The sequence below is a fragment of the Microcoleus sp. S28C3 genome (assembly GCF_036700785.1).
Taxonomy (GTDB): domain Bacteria; phylum Cyanobacteriota; class Cyanobacteriia; order Cyanobacteriales; family Microcoleaceae; genus Microcoleus; species Microcoleus asticus.
The window spans coordinates 1-16,811 of the sequence record NZ_JAUBPO010000012.1 but is presented as its reverse complement, the minus strand read 5'-3'; the positions used below and the strand labels follow the sequence as shown (position 1 = coordinate 16,811).

At 44.9% G+C, this 16,811-nt stretch carries 11 protein-coding genes; 9 read left to right on the top strand and 2 right to left on the bottom strand.

Translation table 11 applies throughout. The annotated features are described in order from the left end of the window. The first annotated feature begins 188 nt into the window (after positions 1–188). The 3 genes from QUA13_RS05735 to QUA13_RS05725 all read left to right on the top strand — a co-directional run bounded on the left by QUA13_RS05735 (position 189) and on the right by QUA13_RS05725 (position 5,209). A complete protein-coding gene (locus tag QUA13_RS05735) occupies positions 189–3,038 on the top strand; it encodes a TonB-dependent siderophore receptor (RefSeq protein ID WP_333197312.1) in 2,850 nt (949 codons plus the stop codon). Between the two features lie 62 nt (positions 3,039–3,100). Beyond that, on the top strand, positions 3,101–3,793 hold the full coding sequence (locus QUA13_RS05730) for a hypothetical protein (protein WP_333197310.1): 693 nt from the start codon (positions 3,101–3,103) through the stop codon (positions 3,791–3,793). A 300-nt stretch (positions 3,794–4,093) separates the two neighbouring features. Next, positions 4,094–5,209 (top strand): PepSY-associated TM helix domain-containing protein, encoded by a 1,116-nt coding sequence (locus QUA13_RS05725; RefSeq protein WP_333197308.1) that lies wholly within the window; start codon positions 4,094–4,096, stop codon positions 5,207–5,209. A 50-nt stretch (positions 5,210–5,259) separates the two neighbouring features. Here QUA13_RS05725 and QUA13_RS05720 read toward each other — a convergent pair whose 3' ends face one another. Together QUA13_RS05720 and QUA13_RS05715 are read right to left on the bottom strand one after the other, a co-directional pair. Beyond that, on the bottom strand, positions 5,260–5,661 hold the full coding sequence (locus QUA13_RS05720) for a hypothetical protein (protein ID WP_333197306.1): 402 nt from the start codon (positions 5,659–5,661) through the stop codon (positions 5,260–5,262). A gap of 172 nt (positions 5,662–5,833) precedes the next feature. Then, positions 5,834–9,175 carry an EAL domain-containing protein gene (locus QUA13_RS05715; RefSeq protein ID WP_333197303.1) on the bottom strand — a complete coding sequence of 1,114 codons (3,342 nt, stop codon included), beginning with the start codon at positions 9,173–9,175 and terminating at the stop codon, positions 5,834–5,836. A 332-nt stretch (positions 9,176–9,507) separates the two neighbouring features. On the opposite strand from QUA13_RS05715, the gene QUA13_RS05710 reads away from it, so the two are divergent. The 6 genes from QUA13_RS05710 (at position 9,508) to QUA13_RS05685 (ending at position 16,746) form a co-directional block, all read left to right on the top strand. Then, positions 9,508–10,086: a hypothetical protein gene (locus QUA13_RS05710; protein WP_333197302.1), complete on the top strand. Its 579-nt coding sequence runs from the start codon at positions 9,508–9,510 to the stop codon at positions 10,084–10,086. Positions 10,087–10,451: 365 nt separating this feature from the next. Continuing rightward, the gene (locus QUA13_RS05705; RefSeq protein ID WP_333197300.1) at positions 10,452–11,489 is read left to right on the top strand and encodes a M20/M25/M40 family metallo-hydrolase; all 1,038 of its coding nucleotides are present in this window, start codon (positions 10,452–10,454) and stop codon (positions 11,487–11,489) included. A gap of 178 nt (positions 11,490–11,667) precedes the next feature. Next, positions 11,668–13,518 carry an ABC-ATPase domain-containing protein gene (locus QUA13_RS05700; protein WP_333197299.1) on the top strand — a complete coding sequence of 617 codons (1,851 nt, stop codon included), beginning with the start codon at positions 11,668–11,670 and terminating at the stop codon, positions 13,516–13,518. A gap of 77 nt (positions 13,519–13,595) precedes the next feature. Then, on the top strand, positions 13,596–15,956 hold the full coding sequence (locus tag QUA13_RS05695) for an FHA domain-containing protein (protein ID WP_333197296.1): 2,361 nt from the start codon (positions 13,596–13,598) through the stop codon (positions 15,954–15,956). After that, complete coding sequence (locus QUA13_RS05690) at positions 15,953–16,417, top strand: EVE domain-containing protein (protein ID WP_333197294.1); 465 nt, start codon at positions 15,953–15,955, stop codon at positions 16,415–16,417. The genes QUA13_RS05695 and QUA13_RS05690 overlap by 4 nt, the downstream gene beginning before the upstream one ends. A gap of 131 nt (positions 16,418–16,548) precedes the next feature. After that, the gene (locus QUA13_RS05685) at positions 16,549–16,746 is read left to right on the top strand and encodes a hypothetical protein (RefSeq protein WP_333197293.1); all 198 of its coding nucleotides are present in this window, start codon (positions 16,549–16,551) and stop codon (positions 16,744–16,746) included. Positions 16,747–16,811: the final 65 nt, after the last annotated feature.

Genomic DNA, 16,811 nt, shown 5'->3' with positions numbered 1-16,811 from the left:
TACTACACTTCATAAACCTGGAATAGGCTTTATCAAAAAAAAGTTGCAGATTTACTTGACATTGGCAGCAGAGTTATTTTATTTCGACGAAGTTACTGCAAATATTAGCAATAAACTGCTGGCTTGTTGACCGCGACCCTTACTAATTGCGTAGCAACCCAAAAATATTACCGGTGTGTGGTGTTCCGATGAAACTGTATTTACCGTTGGCGTGCGTTGCACTGCTGAGTATTGGTACCGCGCCGTCTGTGGCGGCTGACGCTGCTAAAGAGGACTTAACTGAAGCATCGCGATCGAGCCGCCAGACACCAACGCCTTTCGAGCGTCCGGGCGAGTCAGAGGAATTGCCTCAACCCTTGCCCGATCGCGCTCTTGGGGCACGGCCAGAACTCTCCCTTAAGAAGTCGTCGATTAAAAGTGAAAAGCTTGAAACAAAGCAAACTGCGGAGGACGAATTTCGCCAACCCAATCCCCTGTTGACGCAAAATATTTCTGACAATGACGATCGCTCTACCTCTATCCCCAATCCTCCACCAGTAGCCGCTGGGCTATCAATACCGACGAGATCCATTCCTAAAGTTGACGAAATAGAACAACCCAGCACCAGCGCCCAAGGGCTATTGCGTCCGTCGGTACTGAGTTTTAGAGGTTTGGACGATACTGTGAAAATCTCTCAATCAGTTGTACAAGTAACGGGCGTGCGATTGAACCCAACTGCCAGCGGTTTAGAAGTAATTCTAGAGACACCTGACGGGCAAGTGCTGCAAGCTACGACCACAATAGAGGGAAAAAGCGCGATCGCAGATATTGAAAATGCCCAATTAGCTTTACCTTCAGGTGCGGGATTTCAAGCTTCTAGTGCCGATCGAGGAATTGCATCCGTAACAGTAACTCAGTTGGAAGGCAATCGGATTCAAGTGAGTGTAACTGGCATAAAAGCAGCACCGACATCAGAGGTAGTAAACAGCGATCGGGGATTAGTTTTAGGCGTGACACCCAGTCCCCAAGAAGATATTAATATCACAGTCACCGCCCGTCAGCAAACTCCCTATGTCATCCCCAATGCTTCCTCCGCCACCCGCACCGACACGCCAATTCGCGATATTCCTCAGTCAATTCAAATTATCCCCCAAGACGTGATTGAAGATCAACAAGTCGTGCGAATCGAAGAAGCATTGCGCAACGTTAGCGGTGTCACATACGGCGGAAGCTCTACAGGCCGAGGCAGCACTTTCGGCATTCGAGGTTTTAACAATGCTCCTATCTTGCGAGATGGGTTTAGGCAGTACGGTTCTTTTCAAACTATTCCAGAAGTCGCCAACCTCGATCGCGTTGAAGTTCTTAAAGGGCCGGCTTCAATATTGTATGGCGAAATTCAACCGGGGGGTTTAATTAACTTAGTATCCAAAAAACCGCTGTCAGAACCTTTCTACGAAGCTGAACTGCAACTCGGAAGCAGGAATTTTGTCAGCCCCCGCTTTGACATTTCCGGCCCCTTAACCTCAGATGGCAACCTGCTTTACCGCCTGAACGGATTGTACCAAACAACTGAGAATTTTCGAGGCTACGAACAAAACGACGAGCGCTTGTTTATTGGGCCAACACTTACCTGGAGAATTGGCGATCGCACCGACTTGACAGTTTCCCTAGAATACATCGATGATAAGCTAGATCCTGATGATGGACTGCCTGTTCTTGGCAATCGGATTGTTGACGTTCCGCGCGATCGTATTAGCGGCGAACGTGATGAGATGATAGGAACCCAATACTTCGATGTTGCCTACAATTTCGAGCACCGTTTCAGCGAGAACTGGAAGTTGCGGAATGCGTTTCGCTATTCATCCTACAACTACGATTACAACGTACTCGCTCTTCCATTTGACTTTGATGAAGAAACTGGCACCGTTACTCGCTTCTGGGCTTCTCAAGACGGGCAAAATAAAAACTACGCCCTCCAAACAAACTTCGTTGGCGAATTTGCTACAGGTTCAGTCGACCACACTCTCATTTTCGGTGCAGACATCAGTTACAACGATGAAAGAATTTTCTCAGTAGGGGATTTTGAAACAGCAATTCCCCTCGATATTTTCAATCCGGTTTACGGTCAAGTTCCCAAACCAGACGAGGGTACACTAGCTGGCTTTGGTGGGAATGATGTAGAGACAAGCCGATATGGATTCTACGTGCAAGATCAAATTTCAATTTTCGAGAATTTAAAGCTGCTAGCAGGGCTTCGCTATGACACCGCAGAGCAAAAAAACCGAGTAATTCCGGGTACTTCCAACCCAGATGCGAGCGAAACAACTCAAAATTACGATGATTTTACCCCCCGTGTAGGGATTGTTTATCAACCCATCCCAGAACTTTCTCTTTATGCCAGCTATTCGCGATCTTTCAATCCGGGTTCGGAAACAACATCCGGCGGCGGTCTCATCGAACCCGAAACAGGATCGGGGTACGAAGTCGGTGTCAAAGCTGAGTTGCTCGACAGAAGGCTACTTGCTACTTTGGCATACTTTGACATTACAAAACAAAACGTTGCTGTAGCCGATCCGAATAATCCTTTGTCTTCAATTGCCTCTGGGGAACAGCGGAGTCGAGGAGTTGAATTAGACGTAGCCGGACAAATTTTGCCCGGTTGGAATGTGATTGCCGCTTACGCCTACACTGACGCGGAAGTTACAGCAGATACAGACCGATCTCTGGTTGGCAACAGATTGTTTAATGTTCCCAAACACAGCGCTAGTCTGTGGACAACTTATGAAATTCAAAGCGGCAATTTGCAGGGTTTAGGTTTTGGGGTTGGATTCAACTTTGTTGGCGAAAGACAAGGGGATTTAGCTAACAGCTTTCAAGCAAGTAGTTATTTCGTTCCCAATGCTGCTGTTTTTTATCAGCGGGATAATTGGCGAGCTTCTATCAACATCAAAAATTTGTTCGATATCGACTACATTGAATCTGTCCGAAATAGCCGCTCGTCCAGCAATCAGCTTGGTGAACCACTGACAGTAATTGCTTCATTTTCCATACAGTTTTGAGAGTTATTTTGCGAGTTGGCAGCGACTCGATCGCACTCTAAATTTTCTACAAGGAGATATCCATGAAACGATTTCAACTCAAAACAATTCTAGCTTTAACTGCGGTAGTGGCGATCGCCTGTCAAGCCGCATCAGATATACCTGAAGCGACTAAACCGGCCGACGGGGCAGCCCCGACAAACGCTTCTAGCACCTCTGAAAAGACAGCCCCGCAAGCGCCCCAGAAAATCGTGCCCCCGTCGCCTGTAACAACTCAGGTTCTCTCCCTCAATGCCTACAAAGTCCCTTATTTAGGATTTAATGGCGTGTTTAATCTCAACGCAGAACACCAGAACTCTGTCAAAGATCCGCGCAATCCCAAACGCATTGATATCGAGAAAATGGAGAAATTCAGCTTCTACGCAGATGCAGCCGGTAAAAAACCGATCGCGCGCAACTGCCAGTACGTCTACATGGGTGCAACTCCCGATTCCAAGTATTACAAAGAGTACAAAGTAGCTTGGGATTTATTTGAGTTAGCGAAACAGGAAAAGCAAGATCCAGGCTGCAATCAGTTCCAGTATCTGAGTTTCGTCCCGCCGCACGGTGAATTAAATGGCGAACCAATACATATGCACTTTCGGTATGCCAGTAAGCCATCTAGCTTTGCAACGCTTGTGAATATAACCAACGATAAAGAAGATCCGGCTAAATTCAGTCCTTGGTTTGCGACTTATTGCGGTGGCGGCAAAACAAAATGTGGCAAAGGAGAGTGAGTGACGTGGTTTTTCTTTCTAATATTTTGCACGGCCTGAAAGCTGAGCAGTGCGAAGTAACGCTAACAAAGGCATTTTAAGCACGGCGCGAGGGCGGACGCATTTGGCCTCCGCCAACGCTCTTAGAATGGTTAACTCAGAACTGAACCCAATACCTGCTATGACCATTAGCTTAACAGAGGCAGAGTCCACGGTTTCCGTATAGTTTTGATGGCTAATTATCGCCGTTTAAAATCTCACAGCTAGTGTCATTAACCTACCGCTAAATACGTTTTTTATCTAAATAAAGAGTGAAAAAATATGAAAGTTCGCCAACCAATAGTAACAATACATGGTGCGATTGCGATCGCAATCGGGCTATTACTAAGTATCATTAGTTTGACAGGTAGCGCCATTGTCTTTCACCAAGAACTCGATCGCAGAATTAACCCATCTTTAATGCGAGTTGTTCCCCAAGCAAAACTAGTATCCCTTGATAACATAGTTGCGCCAGTTCAAGCTGCTTATCCTGACTTCCCTCTAGAGTCGATTCGCTTTCCTCAAACGCCGGATGGCAGCTATCAGGTAACAATAAAAGCCAAAGACGGGGAAAACCTAGATACATTTGTCAATCCCTACACGGCTAAGGTTTTAGGGGTGAGAAAATGGGAGCGATCGCTAATGGGATTTATCTACAATTTGCACTCCAAATTAGCCCTTGGTAAAGTAGGATCGGTGATTGTCGGCGTGACGGGTTTGCTATTTTTACTAATCGTAATTACAGGGACAATGTTGTGGACTGGTTGGCGAAAATTGAAAAGAGGCTTTACAGTTCGCACAACGGCGCCACTACCGTTATTAAGTTACGACATCCATCAAGTCGGAGGCATTTTATCAAGTACATTTTTACTGATTCTGGCTGCGACAGGTGCCATGCTTTCAGGCTTTGCCCTGCTATTTGCATTCAATCAACCTCCGCAAGTTGCAAAAGTATTACCTCCTGCCAAACAACCGGTAGCTTTAAGCGAACTATTACGCAAAGCTGATGCAGCTATGCCGGATGGAAAAACGACTTATGTAGTTTTTGACGAACATCAAGCTGAAAAAATTACGGTTAGCAAGCAACTTGCTCACGAGTCAATTCGATTTGCTTTGAGTAACGTAGAATTGAACCGATACAGCGGGAAAGTGTTGAATGTCAATCGGGTTGTAGAACCGCCGCCTATGTTCAAGTTTATGATTGCGATCGGTACTCTTCATTTCGGTCTTTTCGGCGGAATTTATACTCGCATTCTCTATGTATTCATCGGTTTTATACCCACCGTTTTATTAATCACTGGTTTGGTGAATTGGAAACGCAGACGGTGGCTGATGGCAAGACGGGAATCAGCATCCCAATTGCTTGCTGATGAAACTCAGTCAAATCGGCTTTCTTAGGATAATTGATCGAGCTTGGCGTTAATTTGTTTGCTTGGATTTTCACCTATTTAACGCTTGTGAGAGAAAGGGGTCAACAATCCAATACTCCGGGATGCCACAGGCGGAGGACTGAGCTCGTTTGCGTTGGCGAAGCCCTCGAAGAGGATCGTACTCCCGTTCCCGACTCTGCCGGGACTGACGACCTTAACTACCAACTGAGGGGCAGGTATATTGAGGGTGAAAGTCAGCCTGTTTGCCGTCAGGGGGATGTGCTCTGCGGTGAGAATTACCAAGTCGAGATAGCGGTTAGCTGCATCGCCCCGCAAGATAGGAACCTGGATTTCGCAGTTATGCGTTTTGATGAGCCGCCAAGGGATGCCAACCTTAACTAGCACCAAAAATAAATAGTTGGCAATAGCGGTATTTGGTTCTAATTCTGGCGGCCGCGCGATTAACTTTCCATCAATCAATTCGTAGCGGTTGTCGGTATTGTCTTGATAGCTGAGGTATTCCTCGAAAGATTAGTTTTCGCTGGTTGATTTGGATCGTGACACTCTCCTTTACTCGCGCACTTAATATACTTTCATACATAAAATTAAACATTCAATAATCTTAAAACCCGATCGCCCTCACCGATAAGTATCATGCAGTTTTTACTTGTCGCAACTGAGAATTTACCAATAGCTTGCTAGCATCATTGGCTGATAGTGCAGGGCTGAAATAATAACCCTGAATTTCTTGACAGTGGAGCGATCGCAAACACTCCAACTGCTCTTTAGTTTCTACTCCTTCGGCTACAACACTCAAGTTCAAATCTCGCCCCAGGGTCGCTACAGCATTGGCGATCGCCCGTTCGCACGGATCGGTCGTCAGTTCGCTGACAAACGACCTGTCTATTTTTAAGATATTCAAGGGAAACTTTTTGAGATAATTTAAAGAACAATAACCCGTGCCGAAATCGTCCAGCGCAATCTGCACTCCCATATTCTGCAATTCCCTCAGAACAGTTGTGGTATAATCCACATCTTGCATTGCTGTAGTCTCAGTAATTTCTAACTCTAAATACTTGGGTGCTAAACCAGTTTTTTCCAAGCAGTTCGCTACCATTTCTAATAAATTAAATTGCTGGAACTGCCGAGCCGAAACGTTGACTGCTACCCGCAAATCTGGCTGCAAAGCATCCTGCCAAGCTTTATTTTGAGTGCAGGCAGTTTGCAGCACCCATTCCCCAATGGATACAATTAGTCCGTTCTCTTCGGCGATCGGGATAAATGTAGCGGGAGTAACTAAACCTAATTCTGGATGTTGCCAGCGCAGGAGGGCTTCCATACCCTGAATTTTCCAAGTAGTGATGTTGACTTTTGGCTGGTAGAAAACCTCGAATTCTCCTTTTTCTAGAGCCTCGTGCAGCCTGTGTTCTATAGTTAGCAACTGGCTGCCTTGGGGATTAATTGTTGAAGTATATAACTGATAGTTATTTCTTCCCTTTTCTTTAGCGCGGTACAAGGCGGCATCGGCATTTTTGACTAAAGTTTCGGCATCTTCACCGTCATCCGGATAAAGGGCTATGCCGATGCTGCTGCTGACGTGAAACGCCTGTTCTTCTAGTTTAAATGCTGGCTTTAAATTGTTGAGTATTCTTTGAGCTGTTTTAACTGCATCTTCTAAGCAATTGATGTCGGGAAGCAGTACGGTAAATTCGTCGCCTCCCCAGCGGGCAACCGTGTCAGTCGATCGCAAAGTGTCGCTGATGCGTCCGGCAAAACCTTCTAACAGGCGATCGCCCGCAGCGTGACCTAGTGTATCATTAATCTTTTTGAATCTGTCTAAGTCTAAAAACATCACAGCTAGCATTTTTTTTGTTGTTTTAGCTTTTTTTAATGACGCCAGCAGCCGCTCGTTAAAAAGTATCCGGTTCGGTAAACCGGTGAGTTGGTCGTAAACAGCTTGATAGCGGATAATTTCTTCAGCTTGCTTGCGCTGAGTGATGTCCATCATCGTGCCGATCGCCCTTACTGCTTTGCCACTTTCATTGCGGATGATATACCCGCGATCGAGCACAAAAACATATCCCCCGCCTGCACGGTGGAAGCTGTATTCCTCTGACCAACATTGAGCGTCTGAGTTCATTGCTTCATTGAAGCTTAACATCACTTTTTCTCGTTCTTCAGAATGAATATTTAGCCACCAGGATTCTAATTCTATCGTCTGAGTTTCGTTGAGTTTATATCCAAAAACGTTTTCAAACTCTTTACTCAACCAATACTCATTTTTTAATAAATCAAAATCCCATACTGCATCATTGGTCGCCCGCGTCAGCAGGTGAAAGCGTTCTTCGCTTTTGCGCAGCTTGTCTTCGGATTGCACGCGTTCCGTTACATCCCGAAAGCTGAATACTCGACCAGTAATTTGGCCTCCCGTGCGCTGTGGCAGCGAGTAGCGTTCCAAGATTCTGCCATCTTTAAATTCGATGATATCGAAACTTTCTGCTGCCGGGCGCTCGGACAATTCTTTAGCGCGGTTGAGAAAGATTTCCGGGTATTTTAACTGGTTGATTCCGAAACCCAAAATTTGGTTGTTATCTCTCAAATCGAGCAGGAAATCTGGCAACCGCCACATTTGGGCAAACTTACGGTTAAAGCTGACAACTTTTCCTTGGCCGTCAACCGCCAGAATGCCGTCTGCTGTTGATTCAATGGTTGCCTGAAGCAAGGAAATAGATGTTTCTAGTTCTAACTTTGCTAATTTGCGATCGCTGATGTCAAACGCTGTAATTAATATTGACGTTTTTCTTTCAAATTTAATAATATCTACAGTTGCTTCAATCCAGCGGGCTTCTCCTGTTTTCGTGAGAATTTTTATTTCATATTTTGAGCCGGCGCTTGCTGGTGGCTGGCTGCATTTACCCCAGTTTTTAACTATTTCTATAAAATCTAGATGAATTAAGTCGTATAAATCCAACCCTAGCAATTCTTTGCGAGTATATCCAGTCAGAGCTTCTGTCTGAGAATTGACATAGCGCAACTGTCTGCCGTGATAGATCAATGCTGCTGCATTAACAGTTTCTATCAGTTGCCGGAACTTTTTTTCACTGCGCCGCAAATTTCTTTCAGCCCGCTTGCTGTCGGTAAGATCTTGTGCTATGTACAACTGGCCGCTGACCTCGCCTTTGCCGTTGCGAATAGTGGAAATAGAAAGCAGTACAATTATTTTTTTTCCATGTTTGGAAAAATAGACTTTTTCTATGTTACAGACAGAAATTGCGGTTGTTAAATTTGTTGATTCTAACTCGGGCGTAGGTAATTCAGTTTTATTAAAAAGTTCGGTTATTGGTTTGCCTAACAACTCTTTTTTAGAGTATCCCAAAAGTTTACAGGTAGCTTGGTTTAACGACAGAATATGACCGCCCGGGGTGGTCGCAATTATCGAGACGTTCATTTCCTCGCAAATATCGAGGGCATATTCGGCAGTTTGCTGCAAATCTTGGGTCATTGTGGTAATAGTATCCCAGATATCCTGTTCTTTTTTTGGAGGCAACACTTTTTCTCCTTCTGGTAACTTGTCTTTCCCTGTTTCAGACTTCGTTTTGATTAACCCGATAGCTTTGGATAAGATATTTACTCTATTCGTCCTAATTAATAAGGAGATTACTACAGAAATAACAGCTAGATAAGCGATTATTTTTAACTTAAAACTACGCTCTTTTTCAGGAATTTCCTCAGATTGTATAAAATTGTTGCTGGGTAAATTTACTGGTTCTATGCGGGATAATTTTCCTAAAAATAAGTCGGCGCTTACAGAAGCAGGAGGGTGAGATGCCGATCGCAAATAGCTAAATTTCTCAGGCGCAACCAAACTTTCTCCTAGAGCGCGGCCGTCTCTATCCCCTACACTTGGCAGCAATATTTTTGCATTAATGCAACATTCCACACCAAAAATAGCAGCAGTTAAAGATGCCAAAATTAATCGATATCTAATTTTCATTTGCTCCTGTTCCTAATGTTAAATAGATGCTTTTGCGCTGTAGAAAACCTGAACACACTCGCTCTTAACTTGAGGTAAACAACAAAACATATCCAACGTTATGGGCTGAATTTGATTTTACAACCAAATATTGGTGTTCGTAAATAATTATCATTTTAATCTTAAGTTAAAATGTGTCATCAGCCATTGTGCCACAAATTCTCAGCCATTATGCTCAGACACCGGCCCTAAGCGCGCTAAAATTAGATAATTCCTCCAAGGAGGCGGCTGGGATTGGTTATAAAAATAAACAATTAGCTTAAAATCGATGCAGACACCCACTAATTGAACCAATGAGTCAGACGATCCCAGAACTCCAAAAAGAAGTCCGCACGCTGCAAGCAGAAGTTGCCGCCCTGCAAGAGTCGCGGGACCAACTTAGCGTACAGCGCTCTGAGTGCCGAGTGGCAGTCAGTTTTCCCAAGAATAATACTCCTGAGGCCATTGCCGAGTTCCACCAGCAAAATGCTGCTTTTGGGGAGCAGTGGTTGCAGCAAATCCAGGAGATTGACCGAGAGACTAAAATTATTGAAAAGCAATTGCAACAAAAACAGGCTGTACTCAATTACAAACAAGGTGAATTAGAAAACTTGCTGGCTGGACAGCACTGGCAAGAAGTAGAAAACCACGTTCAAACTGGGGAAAAACGATTGCAAGCACAAGCTCGCAGAATCAATCAAGCAGCAGCGCAGCTAGAAGCAGAGATCCAAGCTTTAAAAGCACTGTACGATCAACTCAATCCCAGTTATTCCGAGTGGTTTCAACAACCCACTCAAATAGTTGAATTTTCGGCAAAAACAATTCCTTATGCTTTCCCCAGCAGCAGCGGGTTGATATTGGAAAATAAGGAGATTGAGTGGGAAAAAAAGTAGTGTTAAACTGTGAATTTTAAAGGTAAATTAGTAGGGTTGGATGTCGCCGTCGAAGGCTCCAATAAGCAAGATATTCGACGGCGAAATTCAAAGGTTTTTACCTAGGTTATTATCTTGTAATCAAAAAGTATACAACCTGGTTCTGCCTTAGCTGTAGCTAATGTTAAAAAATTTGAGTCTCATTTTTTGAAACAGGTTTATTTTTAACTATGGTGTCAATATAAAATATAAAATCTAACAGTCCTGGACGCATTAACTGGGTTGTACGAGAAAACTTCGTTGCAGCCCGGACTCCCTCTAAAAAACGCGGTTTATGAGAGTGAGGAGTGCGTAAGCTTTGTCTAAAATCTCAAATAGACTTACTGATGAAACAATTGATTTGGATAGCGCTATTTATTCTGGTTGCGGTGACGGTTGCGGGTTGGGGTTCTCACTCGTGGCAACGGTTGTCGGCTGTACCCGAAGTTTCGATCGATCGCAATATCCACACTTCCCAAAATCCTTCTCCCTTACCGCCTCCTGCTGAAAATGATGCTTTTTCTTTGCCCCCAATTGACCAGTCCCGGTTGTGGAAACACGTCGAAACTTTAGCAGGAGAACGCGAGGGAGAACGATCTCGCTCTTTTACTAGAGACTACATTTCCCAACAACTGCAAACATTAGGATTTTCCCCGGATTTGCAGTCGTTCGATCGCGGAATCAACGTTTTCTCTGAGAGAAAAGGAACTGACTCAAACGCAGGTTCAATTTTAGTCGCAGCACACTACGATACTGTGCCAAACTCCCCAGGCGCTGACGACAATGCGACGGGAGTTGCTGTAGTTTTAGAAGTAGCAAGATTGCTGGGTTCCCGCCCCACACCTCGGACATTGCAAGTAGCATTTTTCGACAGGGAAGAAATCGGACTTTTAGGCAGTTTAGCATTCACTGGTAGCGAGGCGCGGTTAAAAAATTTGCAGGGAGCGATCGTCCTCGATATGGTAGGTTATGCGTGCCGCACGTCCGGATGCCAGCAATATCCCGAAGGATTGACAGCGCAACCTTTTCTAGAAGCATCGGGGGTAAAATCTCCCGACAAAGGCGAGTTTATCGCTGTGATTGGGGATGCGGAACATCCGCTGCTGTTGAAAAGTTTTGCGGAGTCTGGAAAAGCCGATTTGCCGCCGGTGGTGGCGCTGCCGGTTCCCCTGAAAGGGTTGCTGACTCCCGATGTTTTGCGGAGCGACCACGCGCCTTTCTGGTATAAAGGGATTGGTGCTGTGTTGGTGACGGATACTGCAAATTTGCGATCGCCCCACTATCACCAATCTAGCGATACATTAGCAACTATCGATCGACCTTTTTTCGCCGGTTCTGCTCAAATTGTTGTTAATGCTACTGCTAAATTATTGCAAATTCGCTAATTGGTAATCTACTTCTTACCAAGCTCTGCCTGCTAACGCATATCCGGAGGCTCTGCCTCCGATTTTCCCACTCAAAGCAAGCGAGGCAGACCCTCTGGACATCGGTTCCCAGGCAGAGCCTAGGAAGCAGCTAAAATAACTAATAACAAATTAATTAATAACAAATAACTAATAACAAATGATTAACAAAGAAAGTCTGCAACGGCATTTATTGCAACTAGATAATCGAGGTTACAAAGCCTACAAAGACATTCAAGGTAACTACGACTTTTCTGAATTCACATTAATTATTGATTACGTGCAGGGAGATCCGTTTGCTTCTCCCAGTAAATTTAGAGTCAGAGTTCCCCCCAACATTGCTCAAATTCCTTGTCAACTTTTCCACTCTCGCAGTCGAGAAATAGCCCTCAGAGATTACCTAACTCGCCAGTTTGACAAAGCAGCCTACAGCATCAGCAGCAAACGCGGCACAGGGAAAAGTGGTATGATTGCAGTGACTCGCTTCGGACAAGAAGTTTTAGAACGAACTTCCGCATTTATCATTTCCTCAAATACATCCGATCTTGAAGATTTAGGAGGAGTTGAACTGCGATTTGCCGTCGGACTTCCAGCGAGTGGACGTAGTATTTTAGGGCGACAAGCTGCTGAAATGCTGTGCGAAGATATCCCGGAAATTGTCAGCAAATCTCTGGAGTATGCTAACTTAAATGCTGCTGAATGTCGCCGTCATGTTGAAACTGTAGAAGATGCTGACTGGCTGCGGAAACAGTTAGCTGAAAAAGGATTAGTTGCGTTTGTGGCTGACGGTTCTATTTTACCCCGCCGCAGCGGTGTTGACAACAGTCCTTTGTTAAATAATGCTGTGGCTTTTCAGTCGCCACCGTCGTTAAAAGTTGACTTGAATTGTCCGAATCGCGGTTTAATTTCCGGTATGGGTATTCCCACTGGCATTACTTTGATTGTTGGCGGCGGCTATCACGGCAAATCAACTTTACTCAGGGCGATTGAGCTGGGAGTTTACAACCGAATTCCGGGAGATGGCCGGGAATTTGTGGTGAGTAATCCGGCGGCGGTTAAAATTAGGGCGGAAGATGGCAGAAGTGTGGCGGGAGTTGATATTTCGCCTTTTATTAACCACTTGCCACAAGGTAGAGATACTGCACAATTTTATACTGAAAATGCGAGCGGTAGCACGTCGCAAGCTGCTAATATTATTGAGGCTTTGGAAGTGGGGAGAAGGAAGAAGGAAGAGGGAAGAGGGAAGAAGGAAGAAGGAAGAGGGAAGAGGGAAGAAGCTCAGTCTTTTGTTTTAGAGACGGAATTAGTCGCTATTTCAGAAGGGGATTTAGTGCCTGTTTTATTGGTGGATGAGGATACGGCGGCGACGAATTTCATGATTCGCGATCGCCGAATGCAAGAACTCATCGCCAAGAATAAGGAACCGATTACGCCGTTTATTGATAAAGTGAGACAATTGTATGCGGATTATGGCGTATCGACTATTTTAGTAATGGGGGGAAGCGGCGATTATTTTGATGTGGCGGATACTGTGATTGCAATGGATAATTTTCAAGCAGATAACGTGACTGAAAAAGCTAAAGAGATTGCTAATAATTACTCGATTAGCCGTGCTGCTGAAGGGGGAGAATATTTTGGTGAGATTACTCAAAGAGTGCCGGTTCCTGCTAGTTTAGATCCGAGTCGGGGACGGCGAGATGTGCGGGTGAAGGTGCGGGATGTTGATGAATTGGCTTTCGGAACTGAGGAGATTGATTTGGGTGCTGTTGAGCAAATTGTGGACAGCGGACAGTTAAGGGCGATCGCTGCGGCAATGGTTTATGCTAAGCAGCAATACACGGACGGGAAACGCACTTTGTCGGAAATCATAGATTTGGTTATGGCAGATATTGACGCGCAGGGGATGAATATTTTATCGCCTTTTCCTGAAGGGGATTTTGCCATGTTTCGACGGTTTGAATTGGCGGCGGCAATTAATCGGCTTCGCAGTTTGTCGGTTGTTGGTAAGTAGACTTGCTTAATATAAGTGTATTGTTGTCCTACTTTTGATATGCTGACAAAAGTGAGTGCAAAAACCGCGATTGAAGTATGACAGGCAATATAGGACAACTGACTGCTTTAAGCGATCGACCGTATTTAGTATTAAGCAATCAAGGGGAGGTTTTACAGTTAGAGTTAAAACAGCAGCAGCACGTATTGGGGCGCGATCGCACTCGTGCTGATTTAGTCATTCCCGATGCTTGGCGGGCAGTTTCCGGCGTTCACGCTGTTTTGCGCCAAATTGGGGATAATTACTGGATTTACGACGGTGACGGGCAGCGACCGAGCACTAATGGCTTATTTGTCGATCGCACTCGCATCACTCCCAATGACGGTTATTGTCTGAAAGACGGTACAGAAATTAAAATCGGTCTCGATCCTCAAAATCAAGTTTTGCTGAGTTATTTTAATCCGCTGGCGAATCAGGTTGCTGTCCCTAGCAAGCAGTCAATTCTTCTTAAGAATCGGTCGGTTTTGTTGGGCCGCGATCCAAACGCTTCGCTGCAATTAGATGCGCCGCTTGTTTCTAGACGCCACGCCACAATTGACCAAGACAGTCGCGGCAATTATATTTTGCGAGACCACAGCGTTAACGGGGTTTTTGTGCACGGTCAGCGAGTCACAAATTCCGTACAATTGTCCGATGGAGATGCAATTCGGATCGGCCCGTTTACTCTAACTTACCGCAGCGGTGAGTTGGAGATGCAAGACTCCGGCAATCAAATTCGTTTGGATGCTGACAGTCTGGTGATTCCAAAGCGTTTGGATGGCATCACTTTGGCGATCGAACCGGGGCAGTTTGTGGCTTTAGTCGGCGGTAGCGGTGCGGGAAAATCTACTTTAATGCGGACGCTTTTAGGCATTGAAAAAACTACTAACGGCGCTGTGTTTCTCAACGGCGATAACCTGCGCCAAAACTTCAATATTTACCGCAATCAAATCGGTTACGTGCCTCAAGATGATATAGTTCACGCAGATTTAAAAGTAGAAGAAGTCTTGAGTTATGCAGCTAAATTGCGATTACCTCCCGATACAGATGTCAATCAGGTAGTCGCAAAAACTTTAGAAGATATTGAAATGACTCACCGCCGCAAGGCTTTAGTAAAACAGCTTAGCGGCGGACAGCGGAAGCGGGTCAGCATCGGAGTTGAACTGTTAGCAGACCCGAAACTTTTCTTTTTAGACGAACCGACTTCAGGACTAGATCCGGGTTTGGATAAGAAGATGATGCAACTGCTGCGAAAGTTGGCAAATCAAGGCCGGACGGTGATTCTGGTGACTCACGCGACGGCAAATATCACGATGTGCGATCGTATCGTTTTTATGGGTCGCGGCGGACGCCTCTGTTACTTCGGCCCGCCTAGGGAAGCGCTCGATTTTTTCGATGTCAAAACTGGCGATTTTGCAGACATTTACAACGAATTAGAAACAGGAGAAAACAACGTTTTAATCTGGGCGGAAAAGTTTAAACAATCTCCCTACTATCAGCGCTATATTGTCAACCACTTCAGCATCGGCAACCCCGGTGGAAAAACACCCTCTGCACCTTCTGTGCCAAAATCTGTATCTTTTGTAAAACAACTCGTTTTGCTCGCCCAGCGCTATTTTCAGCTTATTTCCCGCGACTTAGTTAACTTGAGTTTGGCTCTTTTAACAGCGCCGAGCGGCATTAGTTTGCTGCGGTTGGCCGTCAGAGACAAAGACCCGTTAATTGGAGCGCCGGAGGCAACTTTAGCACCTTTAGCGCTCAGAGTTTTGTTTGTATTTACCTGCGCGGCTATTTGGGTGGGACTGGCAACTTCTCTGCAAGAAATTGTAAAAGAATCTGCTATTTATTTGCGCGAACGTTTGGTAAATTTAGGATTGTTTGCTTATTTAGGTTCAAAATTTTTCATACTTTCCGGTTTGGCAGTATTGCAAACGCTGTTAATGGTAGGAGTTATTCTGAGTGCCTTTAAATCCCCCGAACCGAGTTTTATTTCCTGGCCTGTGGGAGCAAGTATTACCACATTCCTAACTTTAATGAGCTGCATAAGTCTCGGATTAGTCGTTTCTGCGCTTGTTAAAAATAGCTCTCAAGCTAACAGTGCTTTGCCTCTATTATTGCTGCCTCAGATTATTTTTTCGGGAGTTTTGTTTAAGATGGAAGGTGTGGCGAGCAAGTTTTCTTGGCTGATGTTAAGCCGCTGGTCTGTGGGTGCTTACGGCTCTTTAGTTAATGTGAATGGGATGGTTCCCGCACCTACTACATTACCGGACGGCAGCATACTTCCTCAGCCCTTTGAGCCTACTCCTGTTTACGATCCAACGTGGGAAAATTTGGGTTTGAACTGGGGTATTTTGTGCGTGCATATTTTTGTTTATTTGATGTTGACTCTGTGGTTGCAGAAGCGGAAAGATATTCTATGAATTATTGGCTGATGAAGTCGGAACCCGATGTTTACAGTATTGCGGACTTGAAGGGCGATCGCACTTCCATTTGGGATGGCGTTCGCAACTATCAAGCGCGCAATTTTATGCGAGAAATGAGTCGGAGAGACTTAGTATTTTTTTACCATTCTAATACTAAAATACCGGGAATTGTCGGGTTAGCGCGTGTCGTGGAAACTGAAATTGCTGACCCGAGTCAGTTCGATATGAATAGCGAATATTACGATCCAAAATCGCCGTTTGATTCTCCTCGCTGGCAAACTGTGATAGTTGAGTTTGTTGAGGAATTTGCTAAGTTAATATCTTTGGATGAACTGAAACAAAAGTTTAGCGCTGATGAGATTTTGCTGGTGAGGAAAGGCAATCGGTTATCGGTGATGCCGGTATCTGAAAGTGCGGCAGAGAAGATTTTGAAGATGAGAGGAGTTGTGACCATTTAACTTGCATATTTGGGGTGGGCAAGATGCCCACCCCACAAGGCTTAAAGACTTTACAAAAATCATCGGTAAGGGTATTGAGATTTTGCTTTTTTTAGGCTATTTTATACTAAGTTGCGGTTGTACTTAGTCATATGATTCGCGAAAATTTGAGTCAGGCAAGCAATCAGGATTTGGGCGGGAAAGATGCCCACCCCACAGGTCAATATCAGCTTTTTGTGGGACAGGGTTCTAGTCTGCCGCTTAAACTCAGAGATGCTCAATTAAAAGTTACTTACAGAAATTTACCTCATTGGGAGTTAGAAGGATCTGTCTATTTCCTGGGGGGGTGACAAAGAGGTCTACGAGATAGACTGTATAAGGGTTGCAGCCCGCATACCTTGTTGGTAAAAGCGGC